Source organism: Gelidibacter sp., from assembly GCF_053579655.1.
The window spans coordinates 60,389-79,434 of sequence record NZ_JBMDWE010000021.1 but is presented as its reverse complement, the minus strand read 5'-3'; the positions used below and the strand labels follow the sequence as shown (position 1 = coordinate 79,434).

Below are 19,046 nucleotides of genomic sequence, written 5' to 3'. Positions count from 1 at the left end.
AATGTATAGATTTGAAATTTAAAATAACACTCCGAACTTATAAGGGGCTAATCTATCTCAATTGAAAATGTTTAAGTGGAATTTTAATCGTGAATGGACTGTTTGAAATAATAGTACCTTTGAATTAAGCCTTATTTTTTTATGAAAAACACTAAATACCTTATGAAGAAGGGTGACCATGGAACCAAAAGCATAAAAAAACCTTGGCCAACCAAAGCTGCCATGGAGCAGATTTATGAACTAAAACTTTGGGGTGGCAATACCTCTGATTTTTATTAAGGTGAAGGATCACATCAGCCGGAAATTGTAAAACCATATATCAATGTTTTAAAATCATTTTTAACTTCTTTTAAAAATCCGCTGGTCATATGTGATTTGGGTTGTGGCGATTTTAATGTAGGAAAGCAATTGGTACGCCATACTGAAAAATATGTTGCGGTAGATATCGTCGCAAACCTTATAAAGCGCAATAAAGAAAAATTCATGGAAACCAACTTAGAGTTCCAATGTCTGGATATTGCGGTAGATGATTTGCCCGCTGCGGATTGTGTTTTATTAAGACAGGTATTGCAGCATTTATCGAATGCTGAAGTACAAAGCATAGCGCGGAAATTTTCGGCATTTAAATATGTAATCGTCACAGAGCATTTGCCTGAAGGCGATTTTATACCCAATAAGGATATTATTTCTGGTCAAGGCATACGATTGAAAAAACAAAGTGGTATCAACCTATTAGCGGCACCATTTCATATGAGGGTGGAAGAAGAAAAGCAATTACTGTCTGTGCGTTTACCGGATGGTAAAGGAATGATCGTAACGACCCTTTACAGAATGTTCTAAGCTAAATAGATGAAATATCCATCGCGCTGCGTTTGGTAATTTCATCAATACGCAGCCCTTATAAATCTATCGGTTGATTTTAGGAGCCGAGTTCTGTTTTTAATTTTTCGCGAAATTTCTTATTTGTTAAAACCTTTAGGTTAAATTCATTCATGGATAGTTGAAGTCTCGCAATTTGCAGGACAGACAGGTTGTTCAGAAAATAGGCCATTTCCGTTTTGTTTCCCTTTTTATCCGTGGCATAAAGTGATTTGCTCAAAATGAATGCTGTTGACCCACCTTTCATGCCACTATGTTCCAACCAAGTTTTATTATCAGGATTTTCTAAAATATATTCCATGACTTCGTCTAAATAGTTTTGAGATGCTTCGCGGAAATAGCTCCGACTATTTATTTTCTGCATAATCGTGACATACTCTTCAACGGTTGAAGCGGGCAATCGGTCTGACCAAATTTTCTGAATGTTCATACCCAAATCGCCAAGCTCTTTGCTGTATAAAGAATCAGATTCAAGTTTCTCATATATTTTTTCGGTCGTGGCAATATAGTCTTCTGAAGAAACTTCGCTTAGCACTTTTTGAAGTTCATGGCCTTTGAGATCTGGAAAAAGCTCTTTCCCCACAAATAGTGCGGAAACAATATTATAAATTTCAGTGTGATCCTTTAAACCTAAACTGTCCAGGCGATTATTGACCTTGTCAGTTCCAAGTTTATTAAGTAGCCATTCGGTATTGGCATTGGAACTATACTTTATCATGCCTTTTGCAATTTCACGAATGCTAATGTGGCCGTCGGAAATTTTAGGTTTTACAGCTTTGAGCCATTCCATATGAGCGCCACCATCGGTATTGGGGACATGAAATTTTTCCAGATCGTTTATAGGAATCAGGTCATCAGGGTTAATAAGGCTTTCGGCACTCTGTTCGGCATATTCAATAGCGAGTATGATTTTTACCGTACTGGCAATGGGCATGACCTTATTCAAGTTTTGACTTGCAAAAATAGTGTCGTTTCTAACGATAAGAATAGCGGTTTTATCGGGATTGTCCTTGATGAAATTCAATACTTTGTCTTCGCTCGGAAAAAAGTAATAAATTCCAAGAGCGCCAGTCAAAACGACAAGTCCAATAAAAATTCCAATTCCAATTAAAATTTTCTTTAGCATTTTTTCCTTTTCAATGTTTTATTCTTGGCGACGAACATAACACTTTCCTATGAAAAGGACTTAAGTTCTGAATACTTGAATGTGGATTTGTGGGTAGAGGAATTAAGATGAATTTTAATTTTCAGGATTTTCTTGATTGTTACAAAACATGTAGGATGGATCCCATTTTAGGCATTGTTGGTGTTTGGACCAGCAATTGATTCTTGATCACTTATTGTCCGGAAAAGAATTAAGACGCTTCGACGAGCTCAGTAACCGCCGCTTCGCTGATAGAACCAAGAACCAAGACTAAACCCGTAATTAATTGAAAGTATGGGCTGTGAAATTCATAATTAGAATGGGTTATGATGTTTTAGCAATAGTTTTCAAAAACCAAGAAATGAAGGAGATTAAGGATCAAAAACGTTGAAAGACCTTTATTGATCACTATTCTTAGAAGATCAACGCAACTTTAATAGGACAACAATTGTTGCTTAATCTTAAAAACCCACAATTCTTCCTATATAGACTAACAACAATTTATGCGTAATCTTAAAATCCCACAACTTTTTGACTTGATCCCGTAATTTCATTATTCCCGTGGAAACGAATTGGCCTTAAAAGAAAAAACCTCGCTAATCTTTAGATTAACAAGGTTGTGAAGTATGTAGTGTTTCCACTTTGTGACCTGACTGGGGCTCGAACCCAGGACCCTAACATTAAAAGTGTTATGCTCTACCAACTGAGCTATCAAGTCTTTTCTTAACAAGGGTGCAAATATAAAGCCTTTTATTTATTATAATTGGCCATTGCTGGTGTTTTTTCACCAACAATTTATTTTTACCCTAAAAATTCAAAATCTTATGACGATATCTGTAAATAATCGTCTGAACTTATTTTCCTTAAAAAAAACCTTGCTAATCTTTTCGATTAACAAGGTTTTGAAGTTTTTAGTGTTTCCACTTTGTGACCTGACTGGGGCTCGAACCCAGGACCCTAACATTAAAAGTGTTATGCTCTACCAACTGAGCTATCAAGTCTTTTCCTAACGAGGGTGCAAATATAAATCGTTTTATTAATAAACCAAACCCTTTTTTGAAATATTTTTTGTTTTTTTGTAGATCTATTAGCTATGTTTTTAAGAATCAATTTGTAAGGCGTTTTATGAATATTATTTTAATTGGATATATGGGCAGTGGAAAGTCTACAGTGGGTAAGAATCTTTCCAAAATGATTAATTTTGAATTTATCGATTTGGATGATTATATCCAAAAAAAGGAAAGCTTAACCATTTCGCAGATTTTTGAAACCAAAGGGGAGATTTATTTCCGAAAAAAAGAACACCTCTATTTAAATGAGCTTTTGCAGCAAGATAATATCATTCTGTCTCTTGGCGGTGGAACGCCTTGTTACGGGAGCAATATGGAGGCCATTTTAAACACAGCGCATGCCCATAGCATTTATTTGAAAAGTTCTATCCCAAATTTGGTCAAGCGCCTCCATCCTGAAAAATCGACACGTCCCTTAATCGCGCATCTTAAAACGGAGGAGGAATTAATCGAATTTATCGGAAAACATCTATTTGAACGCTCATACTATTATAGCCAAAGCCATCAAACGCTTGTTACCGATGCTAAAAGTGTAGGAACAATTACAGAAGAAATTATGGCTCGCTTATTTTAAGAAGGCTTCAAAAACTTTTCCTGTCAAAATAACCTCCACGTGCTCATTGAGGGAAGTGGAGAGCGAAATGCCCTTGAAGTCGGCCTTAACCGGATACTTTTTATGGTTTCGATTGACGAGTACCGCCGTTTTGAATTGTGTTACGGGCACGTCCAGAAAATGTTTCACACCATAAATAAGCGTGCTCCCCGAATTTAATACATCGTCGATAAGCACAATGGATTTATTGCTGTAGTCAGCCGCTGTAATTGAAGTGGTAATCGGTTTTAACGGATTCTTTTTATCAATGACCACCTTGCACAATACGGATTTTAAATCGGAGATTTTATCGAGATTGGATTTTAGTTTTTTGGCCAGGATGTAGCCGTTGGCATCAATTCCTGCTAGAATAACTTCAGTTTCGTTCACATTGTTCTCATAAATTTGATAGGCAATGCGTCTTATTTTATGATTGATTTCCTGGTGATTGAGTATGATTTGTTTGGCTGCTGTCATTTTTGCTAGTGTTGGCTGTCGTTGGCTATTGTTTGTTCAAAGATAAAAAAAGCGTTCTTTTAATCGTCCTTATTGTCGTCCTTATTATCCTCATAAAAATCGTCAATATCCCGTCGGTCTTTTTTGGTCGGTCGTCCTGATCCTGTTTTGCGATAATAATCTTTGGAGTATTTTAAAAGTTCCTGAGCTTCAAAAGCTTCTTTCGGCGTAGTATCTTTTACATAAATATCGACCAATTTTGCGCCCACACGGTTTGGCGGAATATCGTTGACCGTAAGCTGATAATTGATTTGATTTTTACGCAATTCTACTTTGTCGGTTGCAAAAACTTCTCGGCTGGGTTTTGCGGCTTGACCATTAATTTTGATATGTCCTTTTTTGCAAGCTTCTGTAGCAATGGTGCGTGTTTTGTAATATCTGACGCACCAAAGGAATTTATCTATTCGCATATTAAAAATTTTAAAACAACGTTAATGTTGTTGTGCAAACGTATTATATTATTGTATCTTGCCGGCAAAAATAAGCAATATTGAAAGATTCATAAACAATTCATTTTAATTGTTTAAGCGAATGAATTTAAGACGATTGCAACTGCTTTGAAAATGAATAAAATTAAATTGATGAAATTAAAAGCCTACGCTCTCACAACTTTATGTTTTTTAACCTTATTGTCTTCCTGTAAAAAAGACGATGATAATTTTGAAGAAATTCCACAACGCGACCGAACGGAACAACAGGTAGCCGATCTTGATTCTTTAAAGACTTATTTAAATACGCATTACTACAACCGTGCTACGTTTGCAGAGCCTGGCAATCATCGTATTTCTGAACTTGTCATTTCAAAATTGCCAAAGGATGCCAGTGGTAACTTTTTGCCAATGCCAGATCCTGACAATAATCAAATGTTAAGCGTAGCGGTTGATATTGACAATCCAAAGACTGGGCGATATGATGGTGCGGATTATCAATTCTACTATTTAATGCTTAACGAAGGTGGTGGGGAAAAGCCTAATTTTTCAGATAATGTCCGCGTGAATTATAACGGGTTTCTACCCAATGGTAAGTCATTTGACAGTAGTGTCACCCCAATTGAATTTGACCTTATGAGCGTAGTTGCTGGATGGCGTGAAGTTGTTCCTGAGTTTAGAACTTCCGAAGGTTATACTGAAAACAGCGATGGCACGGTGACTTTTAATAACTATGGACTTGGCGTTATGTTCTTGCCTTCAGGTTTAGGTTATTATAACAATCCACCCTCCGGAGATATTCCTGCCTATTCAAATTTGATGTTTTCGTTTGAATTGTACCAATCAGAAATCAATGATCATGATGGCGATGGTATTCCTTCTTATCTGGAAGATTTAAATGGCGACAAAAATTTGTTTAATGACAATACAGATGGTGATAACCTTCCAAACTTTTTGGATAATGATGATGATGGCGATCGTATATTAACCATCAATGAAATGACCAGACAAACCTATACGGTCAATACGAACCTTGGCGAGGAAGAACCAGTTTTGGATACGACAATTGAGTTTGTAAGAAGCAGAACAAATAATGGTGGAATCATTACCATTAAGACGCTTAAGTTTGTAGATTCTGATGGCAATGGCGTGTGGGATCATCTTCAAAAAGATGTTAAAAAAGATTACAGTAAATTATAGGGTTCTGAGAAATCAGAAATATAGTCAGTCTGTTGGATAAATGAATCGAGATGGCTCTGACAGAAGATAGAATAGAGATGATAGAAACTAGACTGATGTCATCATTTAAAATTAGGGATAGATATTGAAACTCTGTTTTGAATCCTATCTGAATTTAATAAAAATAGAATATAAAAAAGGCTATCAAATCAATGATAGCCTTTTTTGTTATTCAGTGATCTGAATGACTTATAGCGCAAATGAAATACCTAAGATCAATTGATCAGGTCGTGTGTCAATTCGACTATCAGAAACACCAACAGTACCATAGTTTTTACTTAAACCTTTTTCGTATCGAACGTCAACTCCAAATCCGTTGAAATTTAGTCCGATTCCGAATTGTGCTCCAATGGTAAATTCATTCTCAAGGTCTTTAAGGCTAATGCCCTCAAATTTAGAGTCAAGGATGTAGGTTAGCGATGGACCAGCAAAGACACTTACAGGGCCTAAAATTTTGAGACCAACCATTAATGGTGCATCTATTTTCTGCAATTTAAGAGCATCACTGCCGTATTCACTTTTGGTTTGTGTGTACACCAATTCTGGTTTGAAATACAAACGATCTCCAATTTTACCATATAAACCTACGTGGTAACCCACGTTGCGATCTGGATGTTTGGCATTGGCTCCTATGGATTGAAAATAATTGCCGTTGGCATTATAGTTCAATCCTGCTTTAATACCAAAACCGTCTCCGTTTTGAGCATTGGTAGTCAACGTAAATGCTGCTAAAGCAAACATTGCTAAAATTAATTTTTTACTCATGTCACGTCTAACTTTAAATTGCTGGTGAAGATTTTTCATAATTTTCATAATTGTTGTTTTTAAGTTTGAGGTTTGATATAAACAAAAACGCTGCCAAACCTTAATTATTTCTTTGTTTCCATCTATTTTTAGAAGCGTTGTAGGTTTTGTTAAAAAAAAAGAACTTCAAACGCCTATGATTCAAAGTTCTAAATTTTAATTTGAAAGTTCTAAGTCTTGGTTAAGTGGAATAAATAATAGCAATAATAAATAATTCCTAAAATCAACAATCAACAATCAACAATCAACAATCATCAATCGTTAATCAAATCCCTCACACCTAATCCCTCACACCTAATCCCACATCCCCAATGCCTACTTCTTTCTCTCAATCACTCTTTGTGCAGCTTTAATGATAGACGCACTGTTTAAGCCATATTTTTCCATCAATTGTGCTGGTGTTCCAGATTCTCCAAAAGTATCTTGTGTAGCCACAAATTCTTGAGGTGTTGGATGGTTTAATGATAAAACGCGTGAAACACTCTCACCTAATCCACCCAAGAAGTTGTGCTCTTCAGCGGTAACGATACAACCGGTCTTTTTAACCGATTTTAAAATGGCTTCATCATCCAAAGGTTTAATCGTGTGGATGTCGATTACTTCTGCCGAAATGCCTTGTTCATGTAATGCTTTAGCCGCTTCAAGTGCTTCCCAAACTAAATGTCCAGTAGCAACGATAGTGACGTCAGTACCTTCAGTTAATTGCAAAGCTTTACCAATTTCAAATTTTTGATCTTCTGGCGTGAAATTTGGAACTGATGGACGTCCAAAACGAAGGTAAACTGGGCCTTTATGGTCTGCAATGGCAATGGTAGCTGCTTTAGTTTGGTTGTAATCACACGTATTGATCACGGTCATTCCTGGCAACATTTTCATCAATCCAATATCTTCTAAAATTTGATGCGTCGCACCATCTTCACCAAGGGTCAAACCTGCGTGAGACGCACAAATTTTGACGTTTTTGTCAGAATAAGCGACACTCTGTCTAATTTGATCGTAAACACGACCTGTTGAAAAGTTAGCGAAAGTTCCTGTAAACGGAATTTTTCCACCGATGGTTAAACCAGCAGCGATACCAATCATGTTTGCTTCAGCAATTCCTATTTGAAAGAAACGCTCTGGATGATTTGCTTTGAAATCGTCCATTTTTAAGGAGCCAATTAAATCGGCACAAAGCGCAACAACTTTATCATTGGTTTGTCCTAATTCTGTCAATCCCGCTCCAAAACCTGAACGAGTATCTTTATTTCCTGTATTTGTGTATGTTTTCATGGTAATGCCCACGAAGGTGGGTATCTGTTTAATTAATGTTTTTTTTAAAAGTCCTTCAGTCCCGATAGCTATCGGGTGCTGACTGTGACTGCTAACTGCCGACTTTTTTAATAGTCGCCCAAAGTCACTGGATTCTGTTCCAATCCAATAGCTAACTGCGCATCATTAGGCGCTTTTCCATGCCATGCGTGCGTATGCATCATAAAATCAACACCATGGCCCATTACTGTTTTCAAAAGCACACAAACTGGTTTTCCTTGACCTGTTTTTGATTTAGCATCTGCCATACCTTTAAGAATAGCCTCGATATTATTGCCTTCTTCGATTTCCACAACGGTCCATCCAAAAGCTTCAAATTTATCTTTGATACTTCCCATTGGCAATACAGTATCCGTAGATCCGTCAATCTGCTGTCCGTTAAGGTCGATGGTCGAAATAAGATTGTCAATTTTTTTAGCAGAAGCATACATAATCGCTTCCCAGTTTTGGCCTTCTTGCAATTCGCCATCACCATGTAAACTATAGATTAAATGCGGATCATTATTTAGTTTTTTAGCTTGTGCTGCGCCAATGGCAACAGACATACCTTGACCTAATGATCCTGAAGCTACACGGATACCAGGTAAACCTTCATGTGTAGTTGGGTGACCTTGTAAACGGGAGTTTAGTAACCTGAAGGTATTCAGTTCTTCTACAGGAAAATAGCCTGCTCTTGCCAAGACGCTGTAAAATACTGGTGAAATATGACCGTTGGAAAGAAAGAATAGGTCTTCACCTATGCCATCCATTTCAAAAGTATCCTTTCTGTCCATGATCTCATTGTAAAGCGCAACCATAAATTCTGCGCAACCTAATGAGCCTCCTGGATGCCCAGAATTGACCTTGTGTACCATACGGAGAATATCTCTACGTACCTGAGTTGTTAAATCTTCTAATTGTTGTGTGTTTGACATTTTATAAAAGTTTGTTTTTTACGGTGCAAAAGTAAAGTTTTAAACCCCGAAATCAAAACGATGTTGGCGCACTTATTAACCAATACTGTTGTTTGCTAACAATTACATAGGCAATGGTTCGGGTAATTTTAAACGCACTTGAGCTTAACCTCAAAATCCGTCCTTGAGATGGTGTTAATTTGGCCAAAATAGAATTTTAAAAGTTTTCTTAAGAGCCCTTTATGTTATTTGCAGCAATGTTTATCTTTGCCCACTTATTACAATTTTTAAAATACCATCGCATCTGCGTTCAATCTGATTATTTTCAGTTTGAATTAAAAAAAGATGTAGGTTTGCTACATATGAAATTTGAATTAAAAGGAAAAGACCCTCAAACTAAGGCGAGGGCAGGAGTGCTTACCACGGATCACGGCGTTATTGAAACACCTATTTTTATGCCGGTAGGTACGGTAGCTTCCGTTAAAGGAGTACACCAACGAGAACTTAAAAATGATATCAATGCCGATGTGATCTTAGGGAATACCTATCATCTCTATTTACGTCCGCAGACAAAAATTTTGGAACAGGTTGGAGGTTTGCATAAATTCATGAATTGGGATCGTCCTATCCTGACGGATTCAGGTGGTTTTCAGGTCTATTCATTATCTGCTAATCGCAAGATTAAAGAGGAAGGCGTTAAGTTTAAATCGCATATTGACGGCAGTTATCACACTTTCACCCCAGAAAATGTCATGGAAATCCAGCGCGTCATTGGTGCTGATATTATAATGGCTTTTGACGAATGTACCCCATATCCTTGTGACTATAATTACGCCAAGCGCTCCATGCACATGACTCACCGTTGGTTGGATCGCTGTATTAAGCATTTGGATAAAACACCGTTTCACTATAATTACGAACAAAGTTTTTTTCCCATTGTTCAAGGAAGTACCTATAAAGATCTGCGCTTACAATCGGCTGAGTATATCGCCAATGCTGGTGCGGTAGGAAATGCTATTGGCGGATTGTCAGTTGGCGAGCCTGCTGAGGAAATGTACGCCATGACTGAAGTGGTGTGTAGCGTATTGCCCGAAGATAAACCACGATACTTGATGGGTGTGGGAACGCCAATCAATATCCTGGAAAATATTGCTTTGGGTATTGATATGTTTGATTGTGTCATGCCAACGCGTAATGCCCGAAATGGGATGTTATTTACAGCACACGGCTCCATGAATATCAAAAACAAAAAGTGGGAAGCGGATTTTTCGCCTTTGGACGAGATGGCCATGACCTATGTGGATACCGAATATTCGAAAGCCTATTTACGTCATTTGTTCAGTGTCAATGAGCGTTTGGCCATGCAGATTGCAACCATTCACAACCTCGGATTTTATATGTGGTTGGTTAGAGAAGCCAGAAAACATATCTTAGCCGGAACTTTTGGAACTTGGAAAGATATGATGGTGAAACAGATGGATAAGCGGTTGTAGCGAGAAGCTGAAATTGAAAGTGAAATTGAAATTGAAATTGAAATTGAAATTGCTTGCCCGTCCGCAGCTTTTAGCGAAGGAGGGAAGTTGAAATCGAAATCGAAAATGACATTGAAACTTCTAATTTGAATCTAACAACAAACCTCAAAACTTTTTCCCTTTCGTACATTTAGCGAAGGCGGGAAAGAGCGAAGTTATAAGCTGAAAGTCTCATATTTGAGCGAGAATAAGAAATAAAAATAATAAATAAACAATAGTTTTCCAACTTTGAAAATCCTCGATTGGTACATATTAAAACGTTATCTCCTCACATTTTTGATGATGTTGCTACTGTTTATTCCTATTGGAATCACGGTCAACCTCGCCGAGAAAATTGGAAAGATTTTAGAAAATAAAGTGCCTTTTTGGGAAGTGGCATTGTACTATCTCAATTTCACGATCTATTTTGCGAATTTGCTATTTCCTATTTTCCTGTTCTTGTCCGTTATCTTTTTTACATCCAAGCTGGCCAATAATACAGAAATCGTCGCTTTTTTAAGTTCTGGCGTCTCATTTTCACGTTTTCTTCGACCTTATATAATTGGGGCGACCATTATTTCCATATTTGCGATGATCTTGGGATTCTATTTGGCACCTATTGCAAGTCAGGGATTTAATGAGTTTTCTTACAAGTATTTAAAAAGTGCCGCGAGTAAACAGACCGGACAAAATATTTTCCGGCAGATTAATGATACCGACTTTATTTTTGTGAGCAGTTTCGATCCCGGCCAAAAAACAGGTTATAACTTCACTTTGGAGCATGTTGAAAACAACGAATTGAAATACAAGATTTTCGCGAACTCCATTGTCTATTCTGAAAAAGATAGTACTTATAAGCTCTTTAATTATTTCAAAAGGACCATTACAGATAACGGAGATATTATTGACAACCGACGACGGCTGGATACCTTGTTTTCTTTTGATTTGGAAGATTTGACGCCTGTGAATTATATCGCAGAAACAAAGCCATATTCTGAATTGGTGGATTTTATAAACAAGGAGAAGGCTCGAGGCTCTTCAAATATTGGACGCTATGAAATCGTAAAATACAAAAAGTGGAGTTTGCCGGTGGCCGTTTTTATTCTGACCATAATAGCGGTGTCCGTATCTTCCATTAAGCGACGCGGCGGAATGGGTGTCAACTTGGCATTTGGGATTACAACCGCTATGGTTTATGTGTTTTTTGACAAAGTTTTCGGGGTATTGGCCGAACAATCCGATTTCTCGCCACTTCTTGCTGCTTGGCTTCCCAATGTGGTGTTTGGTGTTTTGGCTATTTATCTTCTCTACAATGCAAAACGCTAAGTTAAAAAACTACCTGCATCTTCATTTATTGGTGTTTATTGCGGGTTTTACGGCTATTCTAGGAGAATTAATTACCATTGGATCCATTCCTTTAGTTTGGTATAGAATGACCATAGCAGGAATGCTCATGTTTGGTTACATCAAGTTCAGAAAGCTCAAGATTAAAATTGAAAAGCGGACCATGCTCAAATTTTTTGCAGCCGGCGTCATCATAGCTTTACATTGGATTACCTTTTTTGAAGCCATCAAACAATCCAATATTTCCATCACACTCGCCATGTTTTCAACAGGTGCATTTTTCGCGTCTTTTATTGAACCTATCTTTTATAAACGGCGCATCATCTGGTATGAAATTCTGTTTGGTCTGGTCGTCATTTTTGGGGTTTTTCTAATTACCCGAGGTGAATTAAAATACATAAATGGCATTATACTAGGTGTCATTTCGGCATTATTATCAAGTTTGTTTGCAGTCATCAATGGGACATTTATACAAAAACACTCCGCCACGGTCATTTCATTTTATGAGTTTGTAAGTGGGGTAGTATTCTTGACCATTTTTATACTGGTTTTTAAAGGTGGATTTGACGCCGAATTCTTTGCGCTGTCGCCTTCCGACTGGATTTATCTTTTTCTTTTGGCCTCTATCTGCACGGCCTATGCGTTTATCGGTGGTGTTAAAGTAATGAAGTATATCAGTGCTTATACCGTAGTTCTTTCTTACAATTTAGAACCCGTTTATGGAATAACTTTGGCGTTAATTCTATTTCCGGCAACTGAAACTATGGGGTCTCAGTTCTATTATGGAGCCATTTTGGTGTTGTCATCTGTGCTATTAGATGGCATCTTTAAGAATGTAAAATCTTATAAAGCGAGAAAACGAAATCTACACAAAATCGATTAAGTAATAGGAGTTTCTTTGATTATCCTTAACTTTGCACCAAGGTCAATATAATACCTGATTTTCCCGTTTTAGATTTTATCAGATCGGAAAAATTTACGTAGGTTTGTAGGCTAACAAATAATTAAATCTTAAATTTCTATGGAGTATTTAGAATTTGAGCTTCCCATAAAAGAACTAGAGGAACAGTTGTCAAAATGCCAAATTATTGGTAAGGAAAGTGACGTGGATGTAACTCAAACCTGTGAACAAATTGAGAAGAAACTCATCGCTACAAAGACAGAGATATATAAAAATCTAACCGCGTGGCAACGTGTACAGTTATCGCGTCATCCCAACAGACCCTATACGATGGATCATATTAGAGCCTTGTGCGGCGATACCTTTTTGGAATTGCACGGGGATCGAAATGTAAAGGATGACAAAGCTATGATTGGCGGTTTGGGAAAAATCGGCAATCAAACTTATATGTTCATCGGACAACAAAAGGGATACAATACCAAAACGAGACAGTTCCGTAATTTTGGGATGTCAAATCCTGAAGGTTACCGTAAAGCATTGCGCTTGATGAAATCGGCTGAAAAGTTTAAAATTCCTGTCGTGACCTTAATCGACACGCCTGGAGCTTATCCAGGACTGGAAGCTGAAGAGCGCGGACAAGGAGAAGCCATTGCCAGAAATATTTTGGAAATGACCCGTTTGAAAGTGCCAATCATTTGTGTGATTATCGGTGAGGGTGCCTCTGGTGGTGCTTTAGGAATTGGCGTTGGAGATCGCGTATTGATGATGGAAAACACTTGGTATTCTGTTATTTCTCCAGAATCTTGTTCGTCTATTTTATGGCGTAGCTGGGAATATAAAGAGCAAGCAGCCGAAGCTTTAAAACTTACGGCTCCCGATATGAAAAAAATGAAATTGGTCGACGATATTATCAAAGAACCATTGGGTGGTGCACATACCAATCGTGAAGAAGCCTTTTTGGCGGTTAAAAAAGCGATAGAAAAATCTTTTGATGAACTTAAAAACTTATCACCAAAAGAATTGGTAAAAGCCCGCATGGAAAAATATGCTAATATGGGGGTCTATAAATAACAATGCCCACATACATTAACTAAAATGAAAACTGGAGTTGTTGACTTCAGTTTTTTTTGGCCTTATTAACAATACTTTTGAGTTATTAACAGTTAGATTGTTGATGACCTGTTAAGATTGAAGCCCTTTAAATGTGCTACATTCTTTACAATTTATTTATTTTCGCATTCATGAAACAACCCAATCAAATACAAGGATATAAAGTGGACAAAAGCACTCTCATTAGCTTAGAGAAAGGTAAAATACCGCCTCAAGCTATTGATTTAGAAGAGGTTGTGCTTGGGGCGATGATGATTGACAAGAAAGGTGTGGATGAAGTCATCGATATTTTGAGTCCAGATGCTTTTTATAAAGATGCCAATAAACACATTTTTGAGGCTATTTTCAAATTGTTTGAAAACAGTGAGCCTATCGATTTATTAACCGTTTCCAGTCAATTAAAGAAAGATGGGAAATTGGAATTGGTTGGAGGCGATTTTTACTTAATTTCCTTGACCCAACGGGTGTCTTCTTCTGCACATATTGAGTTTCATGCACGTATTATCCTTCAAAAATTCATTCAACGTAGTTTGATCAAGATTTCCAACGAAATTATTGAAGATGCGTATGATGAAACGAAGGATGTTTTTGATTTGCTGGACCAAGCTGAAGCAAAACTTTACGAAGTAACCCAAGGTAATATCAAGAAATCGACGGAAACTGCGCAAAGTTTAGTGATTCAAGCTAAAAAGAAAATTGAAGAAATATCCAATAAGGAAGGGATGAGTGGGGTGCCTTCAGGCTTTGATAAGTTGGATAAATTGACCTCAGGATGGCAAGAAAGTGACTTGATCATTGTAGCGGCTCGTCCTGGTATGGGTAAAACGGCTTTGACCTTGTCTATGGCCCGAAATATAGCCGTAGGTCATAATATTCCCGTGGCATTCTTCTCCTTGGAGATGGCTTCGGTACAGTTGATTACACGTTTAATCTCTAGTGAAACAGGATTGTCATCAGAAAAACTGCGTACTGGTAAACTTGAAAAACACGAATGGGAACAATTGAACGTGAAAGTGAAAGCTTTGGAGAAAGCACCTTTGTTTATTGATGATACCCCGTCGCTTTCTATTTTTGACTTACGTGCAAAAGCACGACGTTTGGCATCACAATATGGCATCAGAATGATCATTATTGATTATTTGCAATTGATGACTGCTGGCGGAAGCCAGAAAGGTGGGAACAGGGAGCAGGAAATTTCAACCATTTCGCGTAACCTTAAAGCCTTGGCAAAGGAGTTGAGCATTCCGGTCATTGCACTTTCGCAATTATCACGTGCGGTGGAAACACGTGGAGGAAGTAAAAGACCGTTGTTATCTGACTTACGTGAATCTGGAGCTATTGAGCAAGATGCGGATATTGTATCGTTTATTTACAGACCAGAATACTATAAAATTGACGAATGGGATGATGAGGAACGCTCGCCTACTGAAGGTCAGGCCGAATTTATCATCGCTAAGCACAGAAACGGTGGCTTGGAAAACATTCGATTGAAGTTTATTGGAAATCTCGGTAAGTTTGATAACCTAGATGATTTTGATACGCCATTTGGTGAATTCCATTCTAAAATGAATGCGCCAGCCAATGAAAATCCATTTCAATCTGGTAGTTTCCCATCGCCATCTGATGCGTTTGATCCGCCACCAATGTATGATGAGGACGATAATGATGTACCGTTTTAATACTCCAATTTAATTACAGTTGGCACCTTTTTTTGAGGAGTCTAAAAGTTTATACAAATTATAATGAGCTCGATCTGGTATCGGGCTCATTTTGTTTCATGGAGTTTGCTTCGTTGATAGCGGTTTTTTTTTGAATCTATCTTGTCCCATTTATACCGAGGATTGTAGCCTATTTTTAGAGACTCTTTAAACATTAAGAGCAAGAAGTTTGATGGTATTACCTTTGGTAACTCGTATGGTAATAACGCATCTCTTAATCTCAAATTATGGATTTGAAAACGGCTTTTTTTGACTTACCTTCGCAAGGTTTAAAAAAAAGCGATCTCATGGATAAATTACGTACAACAAATTTATTGATATTGGTTATCGTTGTGCCACTTGTATTTTATTTACTTAAAATCTTGTCGTTCATTTTTGTTCCATTGGCATTTTCCATGTTTATCGCCCTCTTGTTTTTACCCTTGATGCGTTGGTTGAGGAAGAAGGGCGTGCCAAAATACATTAGTATTTTTATCGTCATTCTTTTAATTTTATTGGGATTGGGTATTACTGCGGAATTGATCCATCTGTCCAGCAAGCAAATTATGTCTTCTGACAGTGTGTTTTTTACGGAAGCCGAAGAAAAGATTCGAAACTTAAAAGATAGTATGGAATCCTTTTTAGGTGTCGAGTTAGGTAAGAATGGCACTTTATTGGCACAAGTAACCGAAACTAAGAATATTGGATCAGTCGTCAGTATTATTGGGAATTTCTTCAGCATGGCCCTAACCACAGCTTTCTTTACCGTGCTTTGGTTGGCAGAATCCATAAACGTTCAGAAGTTAATGAACGCCACCATTTTAAAACGAAAACATACCGCCGTCAAAACTTTTTTTAAAATTGAAAATGATCTGATAAAATTCATCAAGGTTAAATTTTTAGTGAGTTTGGGTACAGGTCTTTTCACGGGGTTGGCCTGCGTCTATTTTGATGTGAGCTTTCCGATTTTCTGGGGACTTTTTGTGTTTTTAATCAACTTTGTGCAAATGATTGGGTCGTTTATTTCAGTCATTAGTTTGTCCATTTTTGCCTTTGTAGAGTTGGATCCAACTAGTACCTTGCTCTTCTTTATACTTGCCATAACCATGGCTCAGGTTATTTTTGGTGCCATTTTGGAGCCGATTTTTATGGGGAAATCCTTCTCGATCAATATTATTGCCGTTTTGGTGATGTTGATGTTTTGGGGTTATATTTGGGGAATTCCAGGAATGATCATGTCTATTCCAATCACGGTATTCCTTAAGATTATCTTGGAACAATTCCCTAACACTAAAGTAATCGCAAGTTTACTATCTGGCAAAGGCCTTCAAAACTGATAATCAACTGTTTTTTTCATGTTAAATTAATATTTTCAGCACAAATAGTTAGGAATCCTTACTATATTTAGAGATGTAATAGTGCATTATAATTTTAAACTAAAAGTTTATGGCGAAATCAGTTTTTTATCATGCTGGATGTTCGGTCTGCCTTAGTGCGGAACAGGACATCCTTAATTTGATCGGCGCTTCTAATGTTGAAGTCGTCAATTTGGGAGAGGATAAATCAAAAATTCCTCAAGCAGAAAAAGCAGGAGTGAAGTCCGTGCCGGCATTATTAACACCAAACGGTCATGTGCTACACATCAATTTTGGAGCTTCAATGGCAGATGTCAAAGGATAAGTTTCAAGAATTATGTTAGGATTTCATCCAAAATATGAAATCCTAACATTTTAAAAAATAGCGGATGATATTACTAATTGTGGCGACTGTGGATAGTATCGTGGTGAAAACCTTATGATTATTAAGTAAACTATTGTCAACAGAATTATTGTAGAAATACTAGTTTTGGTTTTTGCAATTAAAATTTAGAATCGGGATTTTTTGGGTAAACTTAGGGCTGAACTAATTACTATCGCCTTCTCTGGATGTGGTCAATGTTACTTAAAACATGACCAAAATTCTAGACGTCAATATCTATAATTCTAACATTATTTTGACTTTTATGATTAGGCGACCTAACTTTGATTTGCACAAATAACATCTTATTAAATGGAAAAAAGCATTTTCAACACTGGACTACCCCCCCAAAAACAAAATCCCCACAAAAGAAATTTTGATTAACTTCACGTAAGCCAATAGATACAAGGTGTACACGCATTTTTGATTGATTTTAGTTAATACTACTAAATGCCCACATAGTGACACTTACCGACTTTATACCGACTTTTTAAACGCCCCTTAAACCACGTTTAAACATTATACCGACGATAACCCCGCAAAGCCTTGTGAATAGCGGGGTTTTGTGGTTTTAATAGGCTGGATTATGCCGTGAAAACCATGAATTAAGAGCCGTATAAGATAGTTTGGTTTTAGTGCATTTTATCTCGTAGGGGGTAACGTAGGGGGCAATGTAGGGGGCAACATTGACAACATGAAAACGATAGTTAGACACCCCCCTAATGCAGAAAAACAACCCAAAAAAGCATAAAAAAGGCTCTAACACACCCCCCTAATGCAGTGTTTTTGCACGTTGGTTTACGCTATGTCACTGATCTTCATGCCAATGCCTCTTTCTTCTTAGTTTTGGATCAGGTTCAGCAGCGTGTAAACCATAACTTTCAGGTTTATTGTCTTTTTTTAGCTGGTCAATTTCTGCCTCTAATTTCTCGATAAGTTTCTTCTGAACCTCTATGACGTAGTTGTCAGTTGGTTTGCCGTTCATACTGATCTCCATCTCTCCCTCTCCAGTAAAAAGCCATTTTAAATTTAAATTAGGGTATTTCTCTATTATAGATTTTAACTTGTCAAGACCTACACTCTTAGATATGCTGTTAATGTAGCCATTGCTTGCGCTTATACTAGCTTCAAAATCAACAATCGACATCTTGTTTGACTTGCAATATTTCTTAAGCCTTTCTTTCACACCCATATTCAGTAATTCGTTAAATTAGATTATTTCTCTAATTATATTTTGAGAATTAGAGAAATGCTCTATATTTGCATTAACATTTAAACAAATATAATTTAAAAACTGTTCGTAATGACAATTGAAGAAATTAAAAACAGAGCCCAGTATGGGGATTACCAACTCTTAGCAGAAATGCTGGGGGTTAGGAGCTCAGTTACGGCAAAGAGCCGTTTCGTTAGAGGGAATGAAGAGGCGAAGGCGGCAATGGAACTAATCATTACCACCCGAGAGGAATTAATTGAAAATTTTAAGAAGAAAAAGTAATGACAAACCAATCACACCCAAATCTACCATTAATGAACCAAGCCGAAAAAATCAAAGGAATCAATAAGGCCTTTATAAACAGAATTACAAAGGATCGTAATTCAGCTTTGAAGCAATTTGAGGAAGTTCTGAGTGAAGCTCCTCAAAAAGTGCCTTTTGATAAGCGTCAAAGACCTTCGGAAAATTTGACTCTAATATAGTCTCCAAAGCATTCAGCTTGCAATTAAGCATTGTGGCAAACTCGCTTTCACTTTTAATATACTTCTGAATATCAGATAAATCAACATTACTCATATCACTACTATTTAAGATTAGACCCTGTAAATATAGTGAAAACCCGCCACGGCTTAGCGTGGTTTCGACACCACGGCGGGA

General features: G+C 37.2%; 18 protein-coding genes, 2 tRNA genes and 1 pseudogene. 11 read left to right on the top strand and 10 right to left on the bottom strand.

Annotated features, from left to right (window positions below; all coding sequences use genetic code 11):
• The first annotated feature begins 162 nt into the window (after nucleotides 1-162).
• Nucleotides 163-840 (top strand): annotated as a pseudogene (locus tag ACOH2D_RS11885) (class I SAM-dependent methyltransferase).
• A 79-nt stretch (nucleotides 841-919) separates the two neighbouring features.
• Here the strand turns inward: ACOH2D_RS11885 and ACOH2D_RS11880 are convergent.
• The 3 genes from ACOH2D_RS11880 to ACOH2D_RS11870 all read right to left on the bottom strand — a co-directional run bounded on the left by ACOH2D_RS11880 (nucleotide 920) and on the right by ACOH2D_RS11870 (nucleotide 3,024).
• Nucleotides 920-2,005: a serine hydrolase gene (locus ACOH2D_RS11880; RefSeq protein WP_449535366.1), complete on the bottom strand. Its 1,086-nt coding sequence runs from the start codon at nucleotides 2,003-2,005 to the stop codon at nucleotides 920-922.
• 663 nt (nucleotides 2,006-2,668) lie between these two features.
• Nucleotides 2,669-2,741: transfer RNA gene (locus ACOH2D_RS11875), tRNA-Lys, on the bottom strand.
• A 210-nt stretch (nucleotides 2,742-2,951) separates the two neighbouring features.
• Nucleotides 2,952-3,024: transfer RNA gene (locus ACOH2D_RS11870), tRNA-Lys, on the bottom strand.
• 124 nt (nucleotides 3,025-3,148) lie between these two features.
• On the opposite strand from ACOH2D_RS11870, the gene ACOH2D_RS11865 reads away from it, so the two are divergent.
• Complete coding sequence (locus tag ACOH2D_RS11865) at nucleotides 3,149-3,667, top strand: shikimate kinase (RefSeq protein ID WP_449535365.1); 519 nt, start codon at nucleotides 3,149-3,151, stop codon at nucleotides 3,665-3,667.
• On the opposite strand, the gene ACOH2D_RS11860 is transcribed toward ACOH2D_RS11865, so the two are convergent.
• Nucleotides 3,659-4,162 (bottom strand): phosphoribosyltransferase family protein, encoded by a 504-nt coding sequence (locus ACOH2D_RS11860; RefSeq protein WP_449535364.1) that lies wholly within the window; start codon nucleotides 4,160-4,162, stop codon nucleotides 3,659-3,661. The genes ACOH2D_RS11865 and ACOH2D_RS11860 overlap by 9 nt on opposite strands.
• Before the next feature lie 59 nt (nucleotides 4,163-4,221).
• Nucleotides 4,222-4,611 (bottom strand): Hsp15 family ribosome-associated heat shock protein, encoded by a 390-nt coding sequence (locus ACOH2D_RS11855; protein WP_348035406.1) that lies wholly within the window; start codon nucleotides 4,609-4,611, stop codon nucleotides 4,222-4,224.
• Nucleotides 4,612-4,764: 153 nt separating this feature from the next.
• Between ACOH2D_RS11855 and ACOH2D_RS11850 the strand changes: the two genes are divergently transcribed.
• The gene (locus ACOH2D_RS11850; protein WP_449535363.1) at nucleotides 4,765-5,829 is read left to right on the top strand and encodes an FKBP-type peptidyl-prolyl cis-trans isomerase; all 1,065 of its coding nucleotides are present in this window, start codon (nucleotides 4,765-4,767) and stop codon (nucleotides 5,827-5,829) included.
• Between the two features lie 228 nt (nucleotides 5,830-6,057).
• Here ACOH2D_RS11850 and ACOH2D_RS11845 read toward each other — a convergent pair whose 3' ends face one another.
• From ACOH2D_RS11845 to ACOH2D_RS11835, 3 genes are all read right to left on the bottom strand, one after another.
• On the bottom strand, nucleotides 6,058-6,633 hold the full coding sequence (locus ACOH2D_RS11845) for an outer membrane beta-barrel protein (protein ID WP_348062714.1): 576 nt from the start codon (nucleotides 6,631-6,633) through the stop codon (nucleotides 6,058-6,060).
• A gap of 354 nt (nucleotides 6,634-6,987) precedes the next feature.
• Nucleotides 6,988-7,944 carry a transketolase family protein gene (locus ACOH2D_RS11840; protein ID WP_348035403.1) on the bottom strand — a complete coding sequence of 319 codons (957 nt, stop codon included), beginning with the start codon at nucleotides 7,942-7,944 and terminating at the stop codon, nucleotides 6,988-6,990.
• A gap of 107 nt (nucleotides 7,945-8,051) precedes the next feature.
• Entirely contained in the window at nucleotides 8,052-8,897 is an 846-nt protein-coding gene (locus ACOH2D_RS11835; protein ID WP_348036923.1) for a transketolase, read from the bottom strand.
• Between the two features lie 341 nt (nucleotides 8,898-9,238).
• Between ACOH2D_RS11835 and tgt the strand changes: the two genes are divergently transcribed.
• From tgt to ACOH2D_RS11800, 7 genes are all read left to right on the top strand, one after another.
• Complete coding sequence (tgt, locus tag ACOH2D_RS11830; RefSeq protein ID WP_348036949.1) at nucleotides 9,239-10,369, top strand: tRNA guanosine(34) transglycosylase Tgt; 1,131 nt, start codon at nucleotides 9,239-9,241, stop codon at nucleotides 10,367-10,369.
• A 267-nt stretch (nucleotides 10,370-10,636) separates the two neighbouring features.
• Nucleotides 10,637-11,713: an LptF/LptG family permease gene (locus ACOH2D_RS11825; protein ID WP_348036925.1), complete on the top strand. Its 1,077-nt coding sequence runs from the start codon at nucleotides 10,637-10,639 to the stop codon at nucleotides 11,711-11,713.
• The gene (locus tag ACOH2D_RS11820; RefSeq protein ID WP_348036927.1) at nucleotides 11,700-12,614 is read left to right on the top strand and encodes a DMT family transporter; all 915 of its coding nucleotides are present in this window, start codon (nucleotides 11,700-11,702) and stop codon (nucleotides 12,612-12,614) included. Before ACOH2D_RS11825 ends, ACOH2D_RS11820 begins: the two co-directional genes overlap by 14 nt.
• A 138-nt stretch (nucleotides 12,615-12,752) precedes the next feature.
• Entirely contained in the window at nucleotides 12,753-13,703 is a 951-nt protein-coding gene (locus ACOH2D_RS11815; protein ID WP_348036929.1) for an acetyl-CoA carboxylase carboxyltransferase subunit alpha, read from the top strand.
• 170 nt (nucleotides 13,704-13,873) lie between these two features.
• Complete coding sequence (dnaB, locus tag ACOH2D_RS11810; RefSeq protein WP_348036931.1) at nucleotides 13,874-15,421, top strand: replicative DNA helicase; 1,548 nt, start codon at nucleotides 13,874-13,876, stop codon at nucleotides 15,419-15,421.
• Nucleotides 15,422-15,747: 326 nt separating this feature from the next.
• On the top strand, nucleotides 15,748-16,776 hold the full coding sequence (locus ACOH2D_RS11805) for an AI-2E family transporter (protein WP_449535362.1): 1,029 nt from the start codon (nucleotides 15,748-15,750) through the stop codon (nucleotides 16,774-16,776).
• A 109-nt stretch (nucleotides 16,777-16,885) separates the two neighbouring features.
• Complete coding sequence (locus ACOH2D_RS11800) at nucleotides 16,886-17,119, top strand: thioredoxin family protein (protein ID WP_348036935.1); 234 nt, start codon at nucleotides 16,886-16,888, stop codon at nucleotides 17,117-17,119.
• 865 nt (nucleotides 17,120-17,984) lie between these two features.
• On the opposite strand, the gene ACOH2D_RS11795 is transcribed toward ACOH2D_RS11800, so the two are convergent.
• The gene (locus ACOH2D_RS11795; RefSeq protein ID WP_449535361.1) at nucleotides 17,985-18,368 is read right to left on the bottom strand and encodes a hypothetical protein; all 384 of its coding nucleotides are present in this window, start codon (nucleotides 18,366-18,368) and stop codon (nucleotides 17,985-17,987) included.
• A gap of 111 nt (nucleotides 18,369-18,479) precedes the next feature.
• On the opposite strand from ACOH2D_RS11795, the gene ACOH2D_RS11790 reads away from it, so the two are divergent.
• Nucleotides 18,480-18,671, top strand: coding sequence for a hypothetical protein (locus ACOH2D_RS11790; RefSeq protein WP_449535360.1), 192 nt, complete (start codon nucleotides 18,480-18,482; stop codon nucleotides 18,669-18,671).
• Nucleotides 18,672-18,755: 84 nt separating this feature from the next.
• Here ACOH2D_RS11790 and ACOH2D_RS11785 read toward each other — a convergent pair whose 3' ends face one another.
• Nucleotides 18,756-18,965, bottom strand: a complete 210-nt coding sequence (locus tag ACOH2D_RS11785; protein ID WP_449535359.1) for a hypothetical protein — start codon at nucleotides 18,963-18,965, stop codon at nucleotides 18,756-18,758.
• Nucleotides 18,966-19,046 lie beyond the last annotated feature (81 nt).

Coding starts and splice junctions, on each gene's coding strand:
- ACOH2D_RS11880 (WP_449535366.1), bottom strand. CDS start 2,005: ATGCTAAAGAAAATTTTAATTGGAATTGGAATTTTTATTGGACTTGTC.
- ACOH2D_RS11865 (WP_449535365.1), top strand. CDS start 3,149: ATGAATATTATTTTAATTGGATATATGGGCAGTGGAAAGTCTACAGTG.
- ACOH2D_RS11860 (WP_449535364.1), bottom strand. CDS start 4,162: ATGACAGCAGCCAAACAAATCATACTCAATCACCAGGAAATCAATCAT.
- ACOH2D_RS11855 (WP_348035406.1), bottom strand. CDS start 4,611: ATGCGAATAGATAAATTCCTTTGGTGCGTCAGATATTACAAAACACGC.
- ACOH2D_RS11850 (WP_449535363.1), top strand. CDS start 4,765: ATGAATAAAATTAAATTGATGAAATTAAAAGCCTACGCTCTCACAACT.
- ACOH2D_RS11845 (WP_348062714.1), bottom strand. CDS start 6,633: ATGAGTAAAAAATTAATTTTAGCAATGTTTGCTTTAGCAGCATTTACG.
- ACOH2D_RS11840 (WP_348035403.1), bottom strand. CDS start 7,944: ATGAAAACATACACAAATACAGGAAATAAAGATACTCGTTCAGGTTTT.
- ACOH2D_RS11835 (WP_348036923.1), bottom strand. CDS start 8,897: ATGTCAAACACACAACAATTAGAAGATTTAACAACTCAGGTACGTAGA.
- tgt (WP_348036949.1), top strand. CDS start 9,239: ATGAAATTTGAATTAAAAGGAAAAGACCCTCAAACTAAGGCGAGGGCA.
- ACOH2D_RS11820 (WP_348036927.1), top strand. CDS start 11,700: ATGCAAAACGCTAAGTTAAAAAACTACCTGCATCTTCATTTATTGGTG.
- ACOH2D_RS11815 (WP_348036929.1), top strand. CDS start 12,753: ATGGAGTATTTAGAATTTGAGCTTCCCATAAAAGAACTAGAGGAACAG.
- dnaB (WP_348036931.1), top strand. CDS start 13,874: ATGAAACAACCCAATCAAATACAAGGATATAAAGTGGACAAAAGCACT.
- ACOH2D_RS11805 (WP_449535362.1), top strand. CDS start 15,748: ATGGATAAATTACGTACAACAAATTTATTGATATTGGTTATCGTTGTG.
- ACOH2D_RS11800 (WP_348036935.1), top strand. CDS start 16,886: ATGGCGAAATCAGTTTTTTATCATGCTGGATGTTCGGTCTGCCTTAGT.
- ACOH2D_RS11795 (WP_449535361.1), bottom strand. CDS start 18,368: ATGGGTGTGAAAGAAAGGCTTAAGAAATATTGCAAGTCAAACAAGATG.
- ACOH2D_RS11790 (WP_449535360.1), top strand. CDS start 18,480: ATGACAATTGAAGAAATTAAAAACAGAGCCCAGTATGGGGATTACCAA.
- ACOH2D_RS11785 (WP_449535359.1), bottom strand. CDS start 18,965: ATGAGTAATGTTGATTTATCTGATATTCAGAAGTATATTAAAAGTGAA.